Origin of the sequence: Lonsdalea britannica, assembly GCF_003515985.1 — a bacterium.
In the GTDB taxonomy this organism is placed as follows: domain Bacteria; phylum Pseudomonadota; class Gammaproteobacteria; order Enterobacterales; family Enterobacteriaceae; genus Lonsdalea; species Lonsdalea britannica.
Genome location: NZ_CP023009.1, coordinates 3,010,559 through 3,029,559 on the forward strand (window position 1 = coordinate 3,010,559; position 19,001 = coordinate 3,029,559).

A 19,001-nucleotide genomic window follows, 5' to 3' on the forward strand; every position below is an offset into this window, starting at 1 on the left:
ACTTATTTCACCCCTGAGATGCAATTTCCTGTCGGTCGGCTTCCACCGCTTCGTAAAGGCGTTCCAAGACATCCGGAAACGCGGACTGCACGCGGTTCCAGCTAGGGACGAACGGCTTGTCTCCCGGGCTTTCGCTAAACACCTGTCCCGACTGCGTGATGACATCGGCAAACAGTTCAACCGCGGACTCTTCCGTATGACGGTCAAAATGCAAACCATTCATACGCGCGTCGTGCTCGAACGAGTCGATCATGTCCAGCGCGGTACGGTAGTACGTCGCGCGTAGCACGCGGAAGGAATCGGTGGTGATATTCACACCCTGAATCGCCAGTTTACGGTAGAGCGCTTTGGTGATGTCCATCGCCATCCGCTGGAGTCCGGCGTTAGGATCGTTTTCCGACATGGGCTGATGCTTATGGTCGTAATTGTCCGCGATATCCACCTGACAGATACGGCTGGTCGCCGTTCCGCGATGGATCTCTGACAGAACGCCGATTTCCAGCCCCCAGTCGCTCGGGATCCTCAGATTACGCAAGACGTGGCTGCGCATGGCGAATTCGCCGGACAGCGGATAACGGAAGCTGCGCATGTACTCCAGAAAATCCGAGTTGCCGTAGACGTTTTGCAGTGATTTGAGCAGAGGGAAGACCAACAGCCGGCCGACGCGACCATTGAGCTTTCCTTCCGCCACACGAGCGTAGTAGCCCTTACAGAAGTCGTAGTGGAAATGAGGGTTGGCGATAGGATAGAGCAGACGTGCCAGCATACTGCGATCATACGTGACAATGTCACAATCATGCAGGGCGATGCAGGATGAACGGCGAGACGCCAGAATGTAACCTACGCAAAACCACACGTTACGGCCTTTGCCCGGCTCCATCGGCGCCAGACCTTTTTCAGCCAGCTCCTGACTCAGTTTGGTCAGACGCGGGCCATCATTCCATAAAATTCGGTGACGTTGAGGCAGACGCGAGAAGAACGAATGAGCAAACTGAAACTGATCGCGATCGGCCCTGTCCAGTCCAATGACGATTTCACCCAGATAGGGGACCTGCGCCAACATATCCACAATGTTGCCGAGAGCCGGGCCTTCCAGCTCGGAAAACAGAGAGGGCAGAATCAGGCCCATGCTGTTTTGGCCCGAAAAAACCTGAAGGTCGTATTCCAACTCTTCCACGCTGCGCTGGGTCAGGTTATGAAAGTTGGTGATGATGCCATCCTGATAAAAATCGCTCATGCCTTCACTCTCCCTTAATAATACATCATTAAATTAATAAGTTATGATTTGACTGAGGTAATGGCTAAGACCTTCGCTCCAGCCTCGAGGCCCGGTAAATTCCGTACGGTAAACTTCACCACGATATTGTGGTGACAACGTCACTTTGTCGCTGACGGCCCCCTTGATGATGACGGCATGCTGTGTCGCTTCCAGCAGGGAACGATCATTTGGCCCGTCGCCGAGCCCTAGTGTGGCCATCGCAGAACCGGTCCGCTGTTGATATTGATCTACCAGCCATCCCACCGCATGACCTTTGCTGACGGATTCATCCATCACATGATAGAAACGGCCGCCCTGCGTTAATGCGAGCTGATACTCTTTAAGACAAGCGGCAAAGCGTTCCAGTTCAGTGTTAGTGCCCAACCAGATTAACGGCTCTGAACCTTCCCGACGTCGCGCGAGCGTCGCGTCACCCAGAGCAAGCCCGGTGATATCGGCCACTTCGGCGTCGGTCATATCCGAAAACCCCCTGAAATGAAATGCCTGTTCCGCCCGTAAACGGTTCAGGCGTTGGCAAAGCTGAGGGTAGTCCGCGCCAAAGATTTTGTGGGGATAATCAGGATGATTTTCCCAGGTCGCGGGAAGCGTGACCAACGCGCCGTTTTCGGCGATGAACGGGACGTTGATCAGACCCAGGGCGCGCTGCAGAGGCGCCACTTCGGCGGCCGTTTTACTGGTGGTGATAATCACCGGCACCTGTGCGGCCTGTAGCCGCGCCAGCCACGGTTTGGCCGGTTGCCAGTCGTAGGTGTCATGGTCCAGCAGCGAGCCATCCAGATCGGTAAATATCACCCATTCGGCTGCACATTCTGACATTTGACCTCCGTTGACGATCGCTAGGGGGACTTAACAGGTTAGCGTAGGCAGGTATGAGGACGCAGCGGTAATCGTAGAAAATTACCGTAAAATCAGAATGATGAACCCGGCCGCTGCATTTCATGCTTCACTAAGCGTATGCACGTATTTCCATTTGTGCAACTCATGAGCGCGGCCGAGTTTTCCTGTCGGTAGCCAGGATGAGGGAAGTGCGGATTTAGATCCCCAACGCAGCGCGGGCGACACGACCCGCGGCTAAATCCCACGCGCCGGTCCCGACCGTTTTGTACACGATGGGGCGACCGGTCGTCGGTGCTTGACGTAATGCGCCAATCAGCGAATGAACGGATGCCCAGTCGACGCCGGCCTGAAGCAAATCGCCCGCTTCTTGTTTCGCCCCTTCGGGATCGTCAACAAAGATATCGCTTCCCGCGAGCGTATGGGGGCCGATTTCCGCCATATTCGGTTTGAAGGCGCCGACGCCGATGACTAAAACCTCCGGGCGCGCATCCGCATGGTAAAACGCGGCGGTGCTGGTTGTGAGGGTGATGACCACGTTCGCGCTCTCCGGAACAGCGTCTGGTTCGCAAGGGGTCAGTGCGGGATGCAAAGAAGCGTGCTGTTCGCAGAAGGCTTCGGCGCGTCCAGGACGAGAGCCGCGGACCCATACTTTGCTGTTGGGATACAGCTCGGCGATGGCCTGAAGGTGGTAAAGCGCCTGCGTGCCGGTGCCGATCAGCAGTATTTCCGTAGGGGGTTCCTGCATAAAGGTACGGATCCCCAGCATGGAGACGGCGGCGGTGCGACGTCCGGTGACTTCCGGCCCGTCGAGCACAAAAAGCGGGACGCCGGTTTGCGCGTCGAATACCGTAACTAACCCGTGAATGGTGGGGATCTGGCGGCTTTTGTTCTCCGGGACGACGTTCACCAGTTTATGGATCGCCACGTCATGGCTGACGGCGGGCATACTTAACATCACCGCGCTTTCCGACATGGGAACCACCAAACGCTCAGGGCTAAGAATGCCCCTTGTGGCGTACTCCTCTGCGGCATGAGCAATGGCATCAACCAATGCGGAAAAACTCAGCAATTTTGCGGTTTCTTCGCGGCTGTAGGTGACGTATGACTGGCTTTTCATTAAGACTCCCTGAATTTAAGTTAAACATGGTGGCCCAGGGCGTCAGAAGACGACGTCATTGGCCTGAGTAGGTGTGATGCTAGAAGATGGACCACTCGAGGCGTTCGGACAGTCGCTCCAGCGCGGCGATGCCTGCCAGCGAGTTCCCGGACGCATCCAGCTCCGGCGACCATACGGCAATACTCATTTCTCCCGGCACGATGGCGACAATGCCGCCGCCGACGCCGGACTTGGCTGGCATTCCCACTCGCCAGGCGAACTCACCGGCGCCGTCGTACATCCCGCTGGTCATGAGCAGCGCATTGACCTGACGCGTCTGACGCGAGGAGAGCAAGGCGGGGGCGTTGCCGAGCGTGCGTCCATGACTGGCGAGGAACCGGAAGCCACGAGCGAGTTCCGCACAGCTCATCGACAGCGAGCAGTAGTGGAAATAGGTTTGCAGCACTTTGGGGACGTCGTTATCAAAATTGCCGAATGACTTCATCAGCCAGGCTATCGCCGCATTGCGGGCGGAATGCTCGAATTCAGACTGCGCCACCGTGCGGTCGTAGTCGATATCGGGCTGGTTGGTCAGCGAACGCACCAGTTCCAGCATCCGCAATCGCGGGGCGGCAAGGCGGGTTTCCAACATGTCGCACACGACAAGTGCGCCGGGATTGATAAACGGGTTGCGAGGTTTACCATGCTCCAGTTCTAGCTGAACCAGCGAGTTGAAAGGTTGTCCTGACGGATCTTTGCCGACGCGCCGCCAGATCTCGCTTTCCTGATAGCGTGTTAATGCCAGAGACAAAGAGAGTACCTTCGATATCGACTGGATGGAAAAACGCGTGTCGGCATCGCCTGCTTGATAATACGCCCCGTCAACGCCGCAGACCGCGATCCCCAGATGGTCCGGCGCGACGCCGGCCAGGGCGGGGATGTAATCCGCAACGTGGCCTTGCCCAATTAACGGACGGACGTCTTCCAGTATTGCTTCCAGTAAACCATTGCTGAGTTCAGCCAATGTGAATCTCCGACGTAATAACGCGCTTCAAAATGGATGAGAGAACAAGATGATGCCTATTTTTTCACAGACTTCAGGTCTGACGCAAAACTCGCGGGCATGAATGTCAGATGTTCTGTTACAGAGCAGGCGAGGGAGAGGCGCTAAGTGGAGGCGATTCAGGATGGCCGGGTAGGGAGTCTACCGGGCCATTGCAGGGATAAGTTTGGCGTACGATTAAGCGATAACCGCGCTTATTGGTCATCTGCGGTTATCACGGCAATTGCACGTTACCAACGACCATATAGGCCTGAGACGTGCTTTCCGGTATTTGCGGCAACACGTCTTTCAACTGACGGCCTTTGATATCGGTGAACTTGATTTGCGTGACCTGGTTTCCTAAATTCTCAAGAATAAAATGGTTGTAGCTCATTTTAGGCGCGGTAACCCAATTGTTATCCTTCATATACTGCATCGCGATGATAGGATATTTAGCATTGCGTACCTGGACAGCAGCCCAATAAGGGTTGGAACCCTCTTTGATTCGATAGATGACATTACCTGACACCGGCGCTTCCACCAGTTGCCACTCGATATTGATAATGCCGTCTTGCAGGTCGCCTATTTTTTTAAAGGCGTTATAAGATAGATCCAGCGCACAGTCGCCGCCTTCAGGATAAATATCGGTGACATACACCGTCGTGCTGCCTTTAGGACCGGTGACCTTCAGATAAGCACCCGCCATCGCGGCGTTGATGCCGTTATAGTTCAGCTGATTGCTGTTTAATGCCGTGATTTCCATGTCGCTGGATATCGGATCCAGCAGCAATGCGCCACCGGAATATCCGGAGCCAGTCGCTGTCGCCGAGCCCCGGCAGACGTCGTTAATGTCCCTGGATGCCTGCGCATTATTGAATGCCGCAGACGAAAGAGATATGAATAAGGAAAGTAATAACGATGTTTTATTTTTCATGTTCACGTCCAATATGAAGTCATTGAGAAAATAATAGAAACACAAGGTGAAACGTAGAAGACGAATAATTCAATGATCACGCTTCCATTTGAATCATCCCTTTCTATTGTGTGTTAATTTTGGCTGCTATGTTTATAGAACAGAGAAGATACCTAAATCAATCGCATTTATCTTAGTATGAGGCGTCTGAAAATAACGCTCCTCCTGTGATAAGGAAGAACATTATTTTTATTTACTAAGTTCGGTATTATTTACCGATAAATAACTCAATAATTATTTATCGGTTGCCGCGAAGATGCGTATTGGCAGACCATTGATAAGTCGCGGAGGTGTCGGGTTTGAATTTGTTTTTCTTTTTCTCTGCGCGGGCTTGTTTGGCAACAGTTTCCCTTTCTCGCATCAGCTTATCGATGAACTCGTCCTTGATGTGATTATTTTCTGAGTTGGTTAGCGGTCGGCCGTGCTTCTTTCGTTCCTGGTCGAGGAGGGTTTTGAGTTGACGTTGTTCGCTTTCCGTCATGTCTTTCTGCGTTAATCTGGGCATAGCTCTCATTCCGCGTGGGGATTGGACCGTCATTATAGTGGAAAAAATCGAGGTATTCACAAATATCGGCGTGCTATTTCGCCATAAATCTTAACCGACAAGCATTTTTCCATGACAAAGAAATGTCGGATTGGCGCGACTAGGAGAGGGAACAACAACGACTGATAGAAAATGCGATTTTTCATCGCGTTGATCGAAAAAAAATCAATTTCCTCCACTAAATGCCGATACTGATTCAGGAAATATTCCACGTCTTGAACCGAGCCGAAATATTTAAAATTGTGAGAAAATAATATGAGTCATGACCTTAATGCATTGGTACCAGTCGAAGGAAATTCGACCGGAAGGGAAAACGTTGCGCAGCGTGGTGGTCAAAACCTACGGTTGACTCCGCTCTTTATTCTTGTCTTCTCCGTCGTTTTAGTGTTGTTCGCCGCGGCGATCGGCACGGCATCTTACTTCTTGTGGCAAGGCAAGCTATCCCTCGATGACTCCAATCGGGAACTGAACGTGCGTATGGAGTTGGTTGACAGTGCCAACCATATGCGTGCGGCGCGAATGAACCTTATGCATGCCGCGAACAGCAGAAACAACGGACAGATGGATCGTTACAACGCCAGCATGAGCGCGGCGGAAATGCGTCTCGCGATGTCGCAGCAAATGTTCACTGGCTACATCAAACGCAGCAATCGTGCTGAATCCGAGCTCGCTCGCGATCGTGAATTGGAAAGCCGATATAACGATTACATAAACACCGGTATTACCCCGATGTTTAATCTGGCTAAAACAGGAACGGCTCAGGAAATCAATAATTTTGAGTCTGATGTTGTTGACGATTTAGACGTTAAATATGATGTACCGCTGAAAGCCTCTTATTTGTATCGTGTTGAAAGAGAGAAGGCAATCAACGAAAATGCTCAAAGCAATTCTCGGCTGAGTTATATTTTGATGGGCGCATCGTTTGTATTAACGCTCGTGCTGGTCTTTATGACCTTTATCATTATTCATCGCGTCATTATCAATCCAACTCGTTATTGGGTCTCCCGTATTCAGGCTATTGCCCACGGTGATTTAACACAGCCCAGCATTCCCACGGGTCAAAATGAAATCGGTGTCTTGGGCAGTAATATTCAGCAGATGCAGCAGTCGCTTTATGACACTGTTTTTTCTGTTCGTGACAGCGCCGCGTCTATTTACAGCAGCTCCAGCAAGATTGCCGCGGGGAATACCGACTTGTCTGCACGTACCGAGCAGCAGGCCGCGGCTCTGGCGGAAACGGCGGCAAGCATGGAACAGTTGACGGCAACGGTGAAACAGAATACCGATAATGCCCATCATGCCCGGACGGTCGTCAGCAATACCTCTAAGAAAGCGACGGAAGGGGGTGAAATTGTGGATCGAGTTGTTGAGTCGATGGTGAAAATCACTCGCAGCTCAGACAAGATTTCCGAGATTATCGCGCTGATTAACAGTATTGCTTTCCAAACCAACATTCTGGCGCTCAATGCCGCGGTGGAAGCCGCGCGTGCGGGTGAGCAGGGTAAAGGTTTTGCCGTTGTGGCTGCCGAAGTGCGTAGTTTGGCTCAGCGCAGCGCCAATGCTGCCACGGACATCACTCGCCTGATCAAAGATTCTGAAACTGGTGTGAAAGAAGGGGCGGATCTGGCTAACAGCGCGGGCAATGCGATGAAGCAGGTTGTCTCTGAGATCAACAATGTCACCAGCATCATGAGTGAAATTGCACTGGCCTCCGATGAGCAAAGCAGCGGTATCAACCAGGTGTCCCTGGCGGTTTCCGAGATGGATCACGTTACTCAGCAAAACGCCGCGTTGGTGCTGGACGCGTCTGCGTCGGCCATGTCGCTGGAACAGCAGGCTGAACGTTTGAATCAGGGCGTCGCGCGATTTACGTTGAACTGATTTTTCACTGAGTATGGGTCTTTATTTCAAGCCAGCGATTGAAGTCATCGCTGGCTTTTTTTTACCCTTGCAGAGCAAGCACGTTAGCTTTTAACGACCGATTTTGCTGGCTTGAAGCTGACCCGGTGTCTGGCCAAAACGCTGACGAAATGCCTCGATATAAGCACTTACATTGCTATAACCGCTCATCAGCGCAACGTCGCTGATTGATAATCCCGCAAGAACCCATCGCAAAGACACAATGATTTTCGCCTGTTGCCGCCATTGGCTAAAGCTCAGGCCGGTCTGTTGACGAAATAGCCGGCTTAAGCTGCGTACGCTGAGTCCCCACTGCTGAGCTAACTGAGTCTGATCCCAGGCGCCCCCGGGATTGTTCAATAACGCATTAGCGACGTTGCGAGCACGGCGATCGACGGGAAACGTTAAGTGCAGAGGCAGTTCGTCGCTTCGGGCTATTTCGTGGCCCAGTAACGTCAGAAGATTATTCCGGTAGTCGTCAGAGGACGTGGCATGAGTTTCTCTGAAAACGCGTTCTAAAAGCCCCAAAACAAAGCTATCTGCGCCGTAAATACCCGGCTGAGAGGGCAATTCGATGGACGACGCGGCAGCGAGGTAAAGACTTCTCCCTTTGGCCGTGGCTGGAACCCAGGCTTTATGTTTCAGGCCTGCAGGAAACCATCCGACGGAACCGGGGGTGACGGTCCACTGCGCTCTTGATGTTTCAATCACAATAACGCCATCGCTGAGCCAATAAAGTTGGCCTGACTCATGCTCATGCCAAGGCGTTGAATGCGGCTGCTTATATTCGAATGTTTTTGCTTGCATCGGAATGGCTGATTAACCGTATATCATGTCCAAATAACGATAATAAGCGATCTGGGATGTTATGTAGACTGGGTTTGTTCACAGTCAGGAGAATTCAATGAAGACATGAGTCAGATCGTGATGAATGCTTTGCAAGAAATCATCAATAATCCCGAGCACAATGAAGAGAGGATCGCCGTTTATTTTTCTCCCGATTATCAGCAACAGGTTGATGGTAAACATCTTGGCTATGATGAGTTTGTCAAACATATGGGCTTACTCAAAACGAAAACCAGACGTATGACTCTTTCAGTGCTGTCTATTGTTGCCGAGGGCGAAACTGTTTTTACGCATCATGAGGTCAAGGTAGAAAAAGGCGAGGGCAGGGACAGTCTATTTGAAGTATTAGCCCACTATCGTTTGTCGTCAGACAAGATTGTCAGTTGCCAGGAGCTGACACGAATGATTTATGGCGAGAACAGTGATCGAAATCTCGGCAGTCGGAGTTGACTGAAAGATTATAAAACTAGGCGATGGGACTAAAACGCAAGAACTATTCGACAGTTTCATCCGGTTGAAATTTAAACTGTCGACGGGCAGATCTCGGCTTGGCTTTGATATTTAAGCGGGTTTTGAATATCAAGAACCATTCTATGCCAAGCCCATTTTTAACCTTGATCCATTGAATGTCTCTGACTCAATTCCTGATGGATGAAATCAATGAGCGCTCTGGTTTTAGCGGGCAAGTAACGACGATTGGAATAAACGGCGAACAATTGCAATGGGGCTGCCGATTGTTCAAACTCCACTTCTATTAACCGGCCATCGCTGATGAAGGGCTGGCAGGCTTGTTTCGATAGAATGGCAAAACCTACACCCGCTAGCGCAGCTCGTCCTGCCATTTCTCCACTGTTGACCCGATAATGCTCTTTAACCTTAATTGTCTCGAATCCCCCTTTCATATTGACGAACTGCCAGGGCGCACCTTTGAGTGCACTCACCGTTGTAATGCAGGGTAATTCTTTAAATTGCTGGATATGAGAAGGGGTGCCATAACGCTCAATGACGGAGGGGGCCGCAACAATGGTGCAAGGGATAGTCACCAGATGACGGGCTATGTAATCACTGTCATCCATCTGACCACGGGTCACAATGATGGCTAAATCCAGATCATCTCGCAGGGATTCAAAACCTGACAAGTTGGTGATGCAACTGATCTCTAGATCCGGGTACTGACAGGCGAAATCAGCAATAACAGATCCCAGCAATGCAGGACCTATTTCATTGGGAATACAGAGACGTAATGGACCCTTGAGCTGCATTTGCCGCAACGTTAATTCTGTCTCTGTTTGCTCAAGCGCCTCTAGCAGTGGTTTTGCGCGGGTATAAAGTAGGTGTCCTGCCTGGGTGAGTTTCATATGGCGGGTGCTGCGTTCAATCAGCTGAAGATTCAGTTTTTCTTCTAACTGAGAAATACAACGACTGACATTGGATCTCGGCATTTCGAGGACTTTAGATGCCCCGACAAAACTTTCTCTTTCAACCACAGCCATGAACACTTTCAGGGTATTAAAATCAAGAGCCGAACGCATTAACTATCCCATATATGATAACAATAAGTGCCACTTTTACCATATAGTGAACATCATTGATAGCAGTTAAGCTGGGATATCTTTCATCCTTAGGTAGTTAGCTATGCCACTGATCATACAGATATTTAATCATAAATCCCTTATGCGAATCGCCATTGTCATGGCTTTTGTCCAGTTCACTAATGCGCTGGAATATATGGTGTTTAACCCTGTATTTGCTTTTATGGCAGAGGATTTTTCAGTGCCCGTATCATTCTCGGGCTATGTGTCAGGTATGTACACATTGGGTGCCGTCCTTTCGGGTGTTATCGCCTTTTACTGGATTGGTGGTTTCAATAAAAAACGTTTTTTAATCGCCAATATGGCGCTATTAGGCCTGCTGACACTTTTAACTACATTCATCTCCAGTTTTAGTCTTTTGCTTACACTTCGATTCTGCGCAGGGTTGGTGGGAGGAACGACAATGGGGGTAGGGACAAGTTTATTGATAAACAATGCGCCAGCTAATTTGCGCGGAAAAATGTTGGCGACGGTGATTGCGTCATTTTCGATGGTCAGCATTGTAGGAATGCCCAGCCTATTATTTTTGTGTACCAACTATGGTTGGCATGTTGCGTTGTGGCTAATCACTACACTTTGCTTGTTGGCCTTGCCTCTGATTGTCTCCGCCATCCCACAAAACTCGGACTCTCTCAGCACGCGCGAGACGCAGGCTCTCGATGTCGATACTTTACTGTTCGCCTCCGGTAATGCGCTTGTACAGTTTAGTCCAATGCTGGTCATTCCTATTTTGGTACCACTAATGACGCAGCAGTTGGGCGCTTCGGAAGATCTATTGCCTTGGCTGTTTTTCGGCGGTGGAGTGATAGGTTACCTGTCTACAAAAATCACTGGCGTGTTAACTTCCCGTTTTTCTGCGTTGGTTCTGGCGACTGGTTCCACCGCCGTCTTTATATTGAGTTTGCTAATACCCATCTTGGGTTATCAGCATGCGGCGTTATTCATGACTTTATTTCTCGGTGCATCTTACAGCCGTCTGGTTTCATCTTCAGCGATTACGATTCAGTTTCCTGATGATAGGCAACGAGCGGGATTTTCTTCATTACAGACATCAATAATGTATGTGATGACAACGGTCGCATTTTTCCTGTCTGCTTTTTTATTACCCGATCATGGCATGGCACCACAAAATGTAAAAAGGTTGCTGGTGATATGCGCCATATCCGCATCCGTATTTCCCATTATCGTTATCATTCTGCAAAAGAAATTGGCTAAGCGTTTTCATCTGTCAGCAGATCATAATTTTTGATATCCAAACTGACCCCCATAAACGCGAAATTCTGCACATTCTCACCTTGGTGTGCATTTAATGTACGATGTGTAAAAAAGTGTTATAACAATCTTGCTGCATGGTCGCATTTTCAATGCATAAAGTTATTTTTAATCATGAGGTTAGGGTATGGATACGGTTGAAGAACTTAATAACACCTACTTTTAAGCTGGCCGCTCAAATCTGACTGCAAGCCAATTGATGTTTATGATTTTTTGCGAAAATACAGCTAATCAGCTTGGTGTGCAGGATTTTGGGGCGATAGTGTCCATTGTGGCCGGATTGAATATTTTGCCTACACGGACAAAACCGCGTGGTGCCATTGAAGGTACTTCGTTAGCTTCCCGTAGTTCTCGTAAAGTATTTGGTACTGCTAAATTTCCCTGGGGAATACAGTTGCCATCTGTGATAGGTGGATATCCGCCATCAACATTAAAAATAAAAATGGTTGCAAAAATTAGCGCATTTACCGGTCGTGCTATACCTGTTGTTGGATGGGTTATTCTGGCCTCTGATATATCGCAGATTGCATATTGTACAGGCAGGGATTACAACCGTATTGTCAGAGGAAGTGATAAAATATGGTAAGTGATACGATTGAACACCGGATTTATGAACTGGTAAAAAGCTATGATGGAATCTACCTTTTCAAGAAAAAAGAACTGACACCTACAACGGATTTAGATTCAGATCTACGGCTGGAAGATGATGAAGCACTGGCTTTGATGGATGTTTTTTTCACAAAGTTTGATGTAGATAGGGGGAAGTTTTCGATCACTACATACTATCCGCCAGAACCACCACTAAAGGATTTGCTTAATCCATTTCGTAAACGTGATATTCCTCAGGTGCCGGATTTCACGATAGGAATGCTAATTGAATCCGCTAAAGCAGGCCGTTGGCTGTATGACTGATTCACATAGCAGAGTTATTTTTGACCCTGTGCATCAACACGACCAATGACCAATGACCAATGACAGCGCCGGGAACGCCAGTTTCCACGCTCCCTTATCTTGGTTCGCATAATGTATATTATGTTAAATTTGATTTATATGCCGAGACGCCGCAGCCATTCCTGAGCGCTTCACTCGCCATGCAACCCCACTCTTCACTTCACCATGTTGGATGAGATTTTCGACATTGATAACTCTGCCATCATCTACAAACCAATCCTCGATAATGACAGCCATTCATTCTTCAACGCCGCAGCACCCAATTTTTGATCATGCTGGGTGAATTTTTGTCACTGGATAACTGGCGCTGTTGATCCGATACAGGCATCAGCCGTCACTCGACATCTTACGTCTTTCACGTGGTTCCGTTTCCCATACAACGCAACGTTGCTTCGTCACAGAATTTAAAATGAGCCAGATTTTCGGTTTAACTGTCTCAGTCGCGGTGCCCGTTGCCCTGTAAAAATCCATCGCATGGAATCACTTTTACCGTTATTGCAATTCAGCTGGAATATTCTGGCTCGACAGATCCGCTAACTGGCCAAAGAGTGGATCCCACAGCTGTATGTCCAAACGTACAATCAAATTCTCACGTGTGAACGGATCGCCGTGAATCATTGCTTTCACTTCATCAAGGGTCGCCGCGCTGAAAATCAGAAACCCTGCCCTTAATGGCGTCTCTTTGAGCAGTCCTGACGCTATCAAACGGCCGGCTTTGATTAATCCCTGAAGATAGCGAACATGCTCTGCAACGTGTGTATTCCATCCTGTCCCGTCTGGATGGTCCATTCTGACGATATAAATGCCCATAACGATTCCCCTGATGTGTTATTCAACGGCAGAGAGGGTGTGTATTGCGTCGTTTTGATGGCTATCAGCATTTGATGGGTTTACTCCGACGCGGTGGCGATAACGCCGGAGAAAGAATTTCCGTGATTCACTGTCCCCGGGAGGTGTCCCGGAGACAACGGCGGGCGAGTTATTAGTTGAGTTTGTACTGCAGTGTGATCTCGGCGTTCAGCACCTGTGAAACCGGGCAGCCGGCTTTGGCTTTGTTGATGATTTTTTCGAACGCCGCTTCTTCAATACCGGGCACTTTCACCGCGCTTTCCAGCTCAATTTTTGTGATGGCGAACCCGCCGTTGGCTTTATCCAGCGATACCACGGCCGTCGTATCAATACTGTCCGGCTTATAGCCTTCGTCGCCTAACATCAGCGACAGCGCCATGGAAAAACAGGCAGCATGTGCGGCGCCAATCAGCTCTTCGGGGTTGGTGCCAGGTTTGCCTTCGAAACGGGTGTTGAAGCCGTAGGGTTGCTGACTCAGCGCCCCGCTTTCCGTTGATACCGTACCTTTACCCTGCTTGATGTCGCCTTCCCAGTGGGCTTGCCCTTTCTTATGAATGGTCATGCTTTCTCTCCTGTTGATGAGACTGAACAGTAAGTATAGGAAGTCATGCCGATCTTGCCTGGTTTCGCTAATGATGAATGCCCTATTGATTTCATTGGCCACTTCGATTGATGCCTGACGCCTCGGTATTTCTGGCATACACTCAGTATTCACCGTTCGATGCTATTTCCGTCATTTTTCTCTCACCGGTAAGGCAAACGTATGAGCCAACTTTTCACCCCATCCAAACTGGGAGCGCTGACACTCGATAATCGCATTGTCATCGCCCCGATGTGCCAATACTCCGCCGAACAAGGGTTTCCCAGCGATTGGCACACCATGCACCTCGGCAATCTGGCGCAATCCGGGGCCGGTCTGTTGATTGTGGAAGCGACCGCTGTCCAGCCGGAGGGCCGCATCAGCCCTAAAGATTTAGGGATCTGGAGCGATGAACAGGCGACCGAACTGACGAAACAAGTAGCGAGTATTCGCCGCTATTCCCCAATCAAACTCGGTATTCAGCTTGCACATGCGGGGCGCAAGGCTTCCACCGCAGAACCCTGGAAAGGCGGAAAAGATGTCGCTATCGCCGATGGAGGATGGCAAACGGTGGCGCCTTCGGCATTGGCCTATGCGGATAGCCGCCAGCCACAAGCCCTGACCATAGAGCAGATCCACCAGCTCAGAGCGGATTTTATTTCCGCCGCGGAACGGGCAGAAAAGGCGGGATTTGATCTGATCGAGCTGCATGCCGCCCATGGCTATCTGCTGCATCAATTTCTCTCCCCCCTGTCCAACCAACGCAGTGACGATTATGGCGGTACGCTGGAAAACCGGATGCGTTTGGTGTTAGAGATCTTCGCGGATGTCCGTGAGGCGGTTTCTATCGCTGTGGGCGTCAGAATCTCCGCCACGGATTGGGCCGACGGCGGCTGGAGCGAAGCCGACTCGGTAGTATTGTCGAAACAGCTGGAAGCATTAGGTTGCGATTATATCCATGTCTCCAGTGGCGGCCTGTCGCCTGAACAGAACATCCCCGTTGGCCCTAACTATCAGGTGCCGCTGGCATCACAGATCCACGAGTCGGTCGGTATTTCAACGATTGCCGTAGGGCTGATTACCGAAGCAGAACAGGCGGAAGCCATCATTGCTACCGGACAGGCGGATTTTATCGCCCTCGCCCGCGCCGTGTTGTTCGACCCCCGCTGGCCGTGGCATGCCGCCGCCAAACTGGGTGATACCATCACGGTTTCGCCACAATATCTGCGCTGTGAGCCGCATTATCTGAGGGGGTTATTCGGGTAAGCGATGGCAGTGACCGGGGCAACGTCTTCGGTCACTGCCCGTACGCCTGTGAGACAGCGGTTATCACTCAGACTTAACAAATATCACATCATGCTTGTTTGCCCCTGGATATCGTCCACCCACTGCAATGCTTCAGGCGCCAACTGATTTACGGGACGGGTAACCCATAAGGATGCGGGTGGTTTCAAACATGAAATCAACCGTGGTCAGATCACCGATATGATTAAAAGATGAATATTTTTAATAAAGCCCCACATATATATGTGGGGCTATCTTCAGCAGGAAATTTCAACTATTTCTCAATGCTGGATCTCAATCTGTGTCCAGCCTTTGCGATACATGCAGTCTTTCACCAGAATGTCTCGATGACTCTCATTTTCATCACTCGTTGAGTAGCTTGTACTAACCGTTTTATGTTTTTCATCTCTAGATGTGTACTTGCCTGAGATTTGATTGTCAGGTGGCAAATCCCTGAGCGCCTGCGCTTTACATTGCGTTTCAGCAATAACTGCCTGCTGCTTGTCGGTGCCGGGCTTAACCCACTGATACTGAACACAACCCGTCAAGCTTATTAGGATTAACGTCATAACAACGGTCTTTTTCATGATACCCAATCAAAAGTAAAATAAAGTTAATTCTAACTATACTGCGATCGAGTTCCTATAAACAGAATATCAACACGAGCACCGCGGGTTACGGCACAAAAGCCACCATGTTGAGAAAGCATACGGGCAGGCAGCTGTAGGCCCCGCAGGCCTCATTAGCTATGACTGCGGATAAACCGTGAACGCCAAGGTTTAAGTACCCAAATCGCCAGCGCCGCCGTGACAAAGTCCAGCGTAATTGCGCAGCCGAAGACGATGTGCCATCCCTGCGTGTGTTGATACAGCAATGCCGCCAGCGGTCCGCCCAGAATTGAACCAACACCTTGCGACATATACAGCCAGCCGTAGTTAGCGGTTGCGTTTTGAGTCCCGAAGGTATCGGTCAGCGTCGAAGGAAATAGCGAGAAAATCTCTCCCCAGCCAAAGAACACGACGCCGGACAGCAGCACAAACAGCAACGCGTTATCCCGCGACATCAGCCAAAGCGTCATCGCGCACCCTTCCAAGGCAAAGGCGATGAACATGGTATTTTCGCGTCCGAAGCGGTCGGATATGAAGCCGAACAGCGGTCGGGTCAATCCGTTGGTGAACCGATCGATAGTCAGCGCCAGCGGCAGTGCCGCCATACCGAAGACAACCGCGCTGGTAATGCCGAAGTCATGGGCGAAGATCGCCATTTGCGAGGTGACCATCAGACCGGACGTCGACATCATCGCCATCATCAGAAACATCAGCCAGAACAATGGCTGACGCAACATCTCTTTGGAAGCAAACTGCCGCCGACTTTGCTCCAACCGGCTGACAGGTTGTGACGCGGTATCCTCTTCGACCGGCACTCTTAACCCCTGACTCGCCAGCAGCCCCACCAGCGCGAATACGCTGCCAAAGACCAGTAACGTCCACTCCAGTCCCTGCTGACCCAAACTGATAGATATTGGAAATGTGGTGAGAATCGCCCCCATACCATAGCCCGCAGCCACCATGCCTGCGGCGAATCCGCGATGACGCGGAAACCAGCGCACCATCAGTCCCACAACGCCGACATACACAATCCCGGTTCCCAGACCGCCAAGACAGCCATAGACCAGATAAAGCATCGCCAGATTCTGAACCTGTGCGGAGAGCACCCAGCTGAGGCCGGATAAGACGGTCCCCAGCGAGATCAGCAGACGTGGCCCGAAGCGGTCAATCAGCTTGCCCTGAAACGGCGAGAAGAAGGTTTGCAGGATAATCAGCAGCGAAAACGTGACTTGCAATTCAGGCAGACTGACGCCGATTTTCTCTGTGAAGGGTTTAGTCATTAAGGTCCAGACGTACTGCGGACTGGATATCGAGGCCATACAAATCAATCCCAGGAGCATTTGAATCCACTTGGTGCGGGCCGATACCTGAATCGGCATGCTGAGCGTTGTCACTATTCATTTCCCCCTGCGTATCAATGTCATCGCGCATCGTCAGGATGCGTCGAAAAAAACTGCGACGGGAAGCCGGTCTCTTTGTGATGATGATGACTCATGCTGACCCCAGAGGGTGATAAGCACTATCTATGCCACCTGTTGTCCAGCCAGGCAGGAAAACCCGTCAGCCAACCGGTAACGTGTTGACTCAATAAGAAATGATTTGCCTTACGAGGCTGGAGGATTTCTTGATGCGGCGGTCACGTCCTTCATTATTCTGTTTTGGCTTAACGTCATGAAAGACGCCCCATGGTGCGAAGCCAAGGCAGCCGCGCACTCTTTTCGTTCATTCGCGGCTTTTGCGTCGCCGGTGGTGATCTTTTTTACCTAAAGCGAGCTGTCGGTCTGACGGGGGATCGCGCTTCTCCATTTCATTACGGTGCGTTACGGGCTACCCTTGTTATGGGCGAAAATAAGGCTGATAAGGCAAGCATTTACTCCTTTTGCCGTTTCTTTTGCCGTTTGAATTGCTTGCAAAAAGGTAGAATTTACGCTGGCGCAGACATACACCGAGCTTTTTCTGCCGTGAAACATCTACTACACAAGGTCTCTTTGGCGTGGCAAAACTATTTTTACGCAGTGGCAATCTGGACGACTTTCTGGCGTTAGGAGAGAACGGACAGCCCGTTTACGCTTCGGCGCTGCAACTCAGGGAAACACTGCGTCTTCGTAAGCAGCAGCCGATCGCTGACTGTCTGGCAATACCCCAGTCTAATGAAAAAGGCGATCGCATCGATTGGTATGCGCCCGTCGCAGGCAAAATGACGTCCTGGATGGCCGCGAGCGACGAACAGCGCGAGCACGCGCTTGAACTGCTGGAACAGTACCAGCAAACCATCGCCGGGATTAGCGAGAAGGCGCAAACCTCCGAAAAACCCGCGCTGAAACTGTTTGGCGTTCTCTTGGCTAAAGCCATCCAGTTCCCCGGCCCCAACCACGTTTATCTGGTGGATGATAAACCGGTTATTACCTTCTGGGGCTTCGTCAATCTCGGCAAAAAATCCCGAGCCGATGCGCTGGAGTGCCTGCGCCCCGTCGCGCCGCCTGAACCGCCTGTGATTGAGGTGGCGCCAGAGCCTGAGCCGGAACCGATTGAAACCCCTGCGCCTGAGATTCAGGAGCCGGAACCGACCCCCGAGCCAGAAGCCGCGCCCGTTGAAACGCCGGAACCGGCGCCCGTGTTTGTGGTGCCGGACGCGCCGAAACCCGCTTCACATTCTGTCTGGATGCGGGCGTGGTGGCTAATCCCCTGCGCCGGGTTACTGGTCACGCTGGGCATGCAGATCCGCAGTTGCGTTTCGTTGCCGCCTTCTGAAAAAGCGCCTTCCATGGTCGTCGTCAAACCCGAAAAACGTGCGTTGGACGCCACCCCGGCGCCGGTAGAATCCCCGCTGCTGAGCTTCTCTGGACTGCCATTAGGTGAGGCCACCCTAATGCCGCCCGTCGTGGCCCCTGCCGTAGCGAGCGAAGAAAAAGCGCCGGAAACCGCGCCAGCCAGCGATGCTGTGCACCTGACGCCAGCGCCTAAAGGCGTACTGGTCATGCCGCCGGAATCCATCCGCGTTGGCTCCGTCCGGTTCCTGAACGGTAACTGGCAGGCGACCGCTATCGTGAAGAATCCGCTGACGGGCAAGCCGCCGGTATTGAAGTACCAGATCCAAAACGGTAAAGGCCGAGTGAGATTCACCTATGGCGATAAAGTCACCTGCCGTGCCGACGTCGAAGCCGGGCTTCATCAGTCGGGTAATCTGGTGATTAACAGCCGCTATCGGGCGCGTTGCAGCGACGGTTCGCGTTACAGCATGCCGGAAGTCGTCTGTAACCGGGTGGACACCGCTGAAGCGGCGGACTGTAAAGGCCGCTTTGACGCCGATACGATATTACCGATGACGATTAAGCGTGAGAGTAAATAA

Annotated in this window: 20 protein-coding genes; 7 read left to right on the top strand and 13 right to left on the bottom strand. The window is 51.0% G+C overall.

Features of this window, described 5'->3' with window-relative positions:
- Nucleotides 1–7: 7 nt before the first annotated feature.
- The 6 genes from CKQ53_RS13855 to CKQ53_RS13880 all read right to left on the bottom strand — a co-directional run bounded on the left by CKQ53_RS13855 (nucleotide 8) and on the right by CKQ53_RS13880 (nucleotide 5,732).
- Nucleotides 8–1,237 carry a glycosyltransferase family protein gene (locus tag CKQ53_RS13855; RefSeq protein WP_085653637.1) on the bottom strand — a complete coding sequence of 410 codons (1,230 nt, stop codon included), beginning with the start codon at nucleotides 1,235–1,237 and terminating at the stop codon, nucleotides 8–10.
- A gap of 33 nt (nucleotides 1,238–1,270) precedes the next feature.
- Nucleotides 1,271–2,095: a mannosyl-3-phosphoglycerate phosphatase-related protein gene (locus CKQ53_RS13860; protein ID WP_094118733.1), complete on the bottom strand. Its 825-nt coding sequence runs from the start codon at nucleotides 2,093–2,095 to the stop codon at nucleotides 1,271–1,273.
- 217 nt (nucleotides 2,096–2,312) lie between these two features.
- Nucleotides 2,313–3,233, bottom strand: coding sequence for a bifunctional Delta(1)-pyrroline-2-carboxylate/Delta(1)-piperideine-2-carboxylate reductase (gene lhpI / locus CKQ53_RS13865; RefSeq protein ID WP_094118734.1), 921 nt, complete (start codon nucleotides 3,231–3,233; stop codon nucleotides 2,313–2,315).
- A gap of 79 nt (nucleotides 3,234–3,312) precedes the next feature.
- Nucleotides 3,313–4,236 (bottom strand): glutaminase B, encoded by a 924-nt coding sequence (gene glsB / locus CKQ53_RS13870; RefSeq protein WP_094118735.1) that lies wholly within the window; start codon nucleotides 4,234–4,236, stop codon nucleotides 3,313–3,315.
- A 253-nt stretch (nucleotides 4,237–4,489) separates the two neighbouring features.
- On the bottom strand, nucleotides 4,490–5,188 hold the full coding sequence (locus CKQ53_RS13875) for an expansin EXLX1 family cellulose-binding protein (protein ID WP_094118757.1): 699 nt from the start codon (nucleotides 5,186–5,188) through the stop codon (nucleotides 4,490–4,492).
- 277 nt (nucleotides 5,189–5,465) lie between these two features.
- Entirely contained in the window at nucleotides 5,466–5,732 is a 267-nt protein-coding gene (locus tag CKQ53_RS13880) for a YjbD family protein (protein WP_085653633.1), read from the bottom strand.
- Nucleotides 5,733–6,026: 294 nt separating this feature from the next.
- Here CKQ53_RS13880 and CKQ53_RS13885 point away from each other — a divergent pair, with 294 nt between their 5' ends.
- Nucleotides 6,027–7,652, top strand: coding sequence for a methyl-accepting chemotaxis protein (locus CKQ53_RS13885; protein ID WP_118895105.1), 1,626 nt, complete (start codon nucleotides 6,027–6,029; stop codon nucleotides 7,650–7,652).
- 90 nt (nucleotides 7,653–7,742) lie between these two features.
- Here CKQ53_RS13885 and CKQ53_RS13890 read toward each other — a convergent pair whose 3' ends face one another.
- Nucleotides 7,743–8,477, bottom strand: a complete 735-nt coding sequence (locus CKQ53_RS13890; protein WP_094118736.1) for a helix-turn-helix transcriptional regulator — start codon at nucleotides 8,475–8,477, stop codon at nucleotides 7,743–7,745.
- Nucleotides 8,478–8,582: 105 nt separating this feature from the next.
- Here CKQ53_RS13890 and CKQ53_RS13895 point away from each other — a divergent pair, with 105 nt between their 5' ends.
- Complete coding sequence (locus CKQ53_RS13895; protein ID WP_094118737.1) at nucleotides 8,583–8,966, top strand: nuclear transport factor 2 family protein; 384 nt, start codon at nucleotides 8,583–8,585, stop codon at nucleotides 8,964–8,966.
- A 158-nt stretch (nucleotides 8,967–9,124) separates the two neighbouring features.
- Here CKQ53_RS13895 and CKQ53_RS13900 read toward each other — a convergent pair whose 3' ends face one another.
- Nucleotides 9,125–10,048 (bottom strand): LysR family transcriptional regulator, encoded by a 924-nt coding sequence (locus CKQ53_RS13900; RefSeq protein WP_094118738.1) that lies wholly within the window; start codon nucleotides 10,046–10,048, stop codon nucleotides 9,125–9,127.
- A gap of 103 nt (nucleotides 10,049–10,151) precedes the next feature.
- Here CKQ53_RS13900 and CKQ53_RS13905 point away from each other — a divergent pair, with 103 nt between their 5' ends.
- The 3 genes from CKQ53_RS13905 (at nucleotide 10,152) to CKQ53_RS13915 (ending at nucleotide 12,292) form a co-directional block, all read left to right on the top strand.
- A complete protein-coding gene (locus tag CKQ53_RS13905) occupies nucleotides 10,152–11,357 on the top strand; it encodes an MFS transporter (protein WP_094118739.1) in 1,206 nt (401 codons plus the stop codon).
- A gap of 204 nt (nucleotides 11,358–11,561) precedes the next feature.
- Nucleotides 11,562–11,966: an STM2901 family protein gene (locus CKQ53_RS13910; protein ID WP_244201054.1), complete on the top strand. Its 405-nt coding sequence runs from the start codon at nucleotides 11,562–11,564 to the stop codon at nucleotides 11,964–11,966.
- On the top strand, nucleotides 11,960–12,292 hold the full coding sequence (locus tag CKQ53_RS13915) for a DUF1493 family protein (protein ID WP_094118740.1): 333 nt from the start codon (nucleotides 11,960–11,962) through the stop codon (nucleotides 12,290–12,292). Before CKQ53_RS13910 ends, CKQ53_RS13915 begins: the two co-directional genes overlap by 7 nt.
- 123 nt (nucleotides 12,293–12,415) lie before the next feature.
- Here CKQ53_RS13915 and CKQ53_RS18475 read toward each other — a convergent pair whose 3' ends face one another.
- From CKQ53_RS18475 to CKQ53_RS13925, 3 genes are all read right to left on the bottom strand, one after another.
- The gene (locus tag CKQ53_RS18475) at nucleotides 12,416–12,568 is read right to left on the bottom strand and encodes a hypothetical protein (protein WP_162896365.1); all 153 of its coding nucleotides are present in this window, start codon (nucleotides 12,566–12,568) and stop codon (nucleotides 12,416–12,418) included.
- Between the two features lie 255 nt (nucleotides 12,569–12,823).
- On the bottom strand, nucleotides 12,824–13,141 hold the full coding sequence (locus tag CKQ53_RS13920; RefSeq protein ID WP_094118741.1) for a YciI family protein: 318 nt from the start codon (nucleotides 13,139–13,141) through the stop codon (nucleotides 12,824–12,826).
- Nucleotides 13,142–13,313: 172 nt separating this feature from the next.
- On the bottom strand, nucleotides 13,314–13,742 hold the full coding sequence (locus CKQ53_RS13925) for an OsmC family protein (protein ID WP_094118742.1): 429 nt from the start codon (nucleotides 13,740–13,742) through the stop codon (nucleotides 13,314–13,316).
- A 201-nt stretch (nucleotides 13,743–13,943) separates the two neighbouring features.
- Here CKQ53_RS13925 and CKQ53_RS13930 point away from each other — a divergent pair, with 201 nt between their 5' ends.
- On the top strand, nucleotides 13,944–15,026 hold the full coding sequence (locus CKQ53_RS13930; protein ID WP_118895107.1) for an NADH:flavin oxidoreductase/NADH oxidase: 1,083 nt from the start codon (nucleotides 13,944–13,946) through the stop codon (nucleotides 15,024–15,026).
- A gap of 299 nt (nucleotides 15,027–15,325) precedes the next feature.
- Here the strand turns inward: CKQ53_RS13930 and CKQ53_RS13935 are convergent, their stop codons facing one another.
- Both CKQ53_RS13935 and oxlT read right to left on the bottom strand, forming a co-directional pair.
- Nucleotides 15,326–15,631, bottom strand: coding sequence for a hypothetical protein (locus CKQ53_RS13935; protein WP_085652014.1), 306 nt, complete (start codon nucleotides 15,629–15,631; stop codon nucleotides 15,326–15,328).
- Nucleotides 15,632–15,786: 155 nt separating this feature from the next.
- Nucleotides 15,787–17,031, bottom strand: a complete 1,245-nt coding sequence (oxlT, locus tag CKQ53_RS13940; RefSeq protein WP_118895109.1) for an oxalate/formate MFS antiporter — start codon at nucleotides 17,029–17,031, stop codon at nucleotides 15,787–15,789.
- Between the two features lie 614 nt (nucleotides 17,032–17,645).
- On the opposite strand from oxlT, the gene CKQ53_RS13945 reads away from it, so the two are divergent.
- Nucleotides 17,646–19,001 carry an SrfA family protein gene (locus CKQ53_RS13945; protein WP_094118743.1) on the top strand — a complete coding sequence of 452 codons (1,356 nt, stop codon included), beginning with the start codon at nucleotides 17,646–17,648 and terminating at the stop codon, nucleotides 18,999–19,001.

What these genes read in the sequence shown, in the direction of transcription:
- CKQ53_RS13935 (WP_085652014.1), bottom strand. Translation starts at nt 15,631, where the DNA reads ATGAAAAAGACCGTTGTTATGACGTTAATCCTAATAAGCTTGACGGGT.
- CKQ53_RS13925 (WP_094118742.1), bottom strand. Translation starts at nt 13,742, where the DNA reads ATGACCATTCATAAGAAAGGGCAAGCCCACTGGGAAGGCGACATCAAG.
- CKQ53_RS13905 (WP_094118739.1), top strand. Translation starts at nt 10,152, where the DNA reads ATGCCACTGATCATACAGATATTTAATCATAAATCCCTTATGCGAATC.
- CKQ53_RS13880 (WP_085653633.1), bottom strand. Translation starts at nt 5,732, where the DNA reads ATGCCCAGATTAACGCAGAAAGACATGACGGAAAGCGAACAACGTCAA.
- CKQ53_RS13930 (WP_118895107.1), top strand. Translation starts at nt 13,944, where the DNA reads ATGAGCCAACTTTTCACCCCATCCAAACTGGGAGCGCTGACACTCGAT.
- CKQ53_RS13915 (WP_094118740.1), top strand. Translation starts at nt 11,960, where the DNA reads ATGGTAAGTGATACGATTGAACACCGGATTTATGAACTGGTAAAAAGC.
- oxlT (WP_118895109.1), bottom strand. Translation starts at nt 17,031, where the DNA reads ATGCCGATTCAGGTATCGGCCCGCACCAAGTGGATTCAAATGCTCCTG.
- lhpI (WP_094118734.1), bottom strand. Translation starts at nt 3,233, where the DNA reads ATGAAAAGCCAGTCATACGTCACCTACAGCCGCGAAGAAACCGCAAAA.
- CKQ53_RS13895 (WP_094118737.1), top strand. Translation starts at nt 8,583, where the DNA reads ATGAGTCAGATCGTGATGAATGCTTTGCAAGAAATCATCAATAATCCC.
- CKQ53_RS18475 (WP_162896365.1), bottom strand. Translation starts at nt 12,568, where the DNA reads ATGGCTGTCATTATCGAGGATTGGTTTGTAGATGATGGCAGAGTTATC.
- CKQ53_RS13920 (WP_094118741.1), bottom strand. Translation starts at nt 13,141, where the DNA reads ATGGGCATTTATATCGTCAGAATGGACCATCCAGACGGGACAGGATGG.
- CKQ53_RS13855 (WP_085653637.1), bottom strand. Translation starts at nt 1,237, where the DNA reads ATGAGCGATTTTTATCAGGATGGCATCATCACCAACTTTCATAACCTG.
- CKQ53_RS13860 (WP_094118733.1), bottom strand. Translation starts at nt 2,095, where the DNA reads ATGTCAGAATGTGCAGCCGAATGGGTGATATTTACCGATCTGGATGGC.
- CKQ53_RS13885 (WP_118895105.1), top strand. Translation starts at nt 6,027, where the DNA reads ATGAGTCATGACCTTAATGCATTGGTACCAGTCGAAGGAAATTCGACC.
- CKQ53_RS13875 (WP_094118757.1), bottom strand. Translation starts at nt 5,188, where the DNA reads ATGAAAAATAAAACATCGTTATTACTTTCCTTATTCATATCTCTTTCG.
- CKQ53_RS13900 (WP_094118738.1), bottom strand. Translation starts at nt 10,048, where the DNA reads ATGCGTTCGGCTCTTGATTTTAATACCCTGAAAGTGTTCATGGCTGTG.
- CKQ53_RS13890 (WP_094118736.1), bottom strand. Translation starts at nt 8,477, where the DNA reads ATGCAAGCAAAAACATTCGAATATAAGCAGCCGCATTCAACGCCTTGG.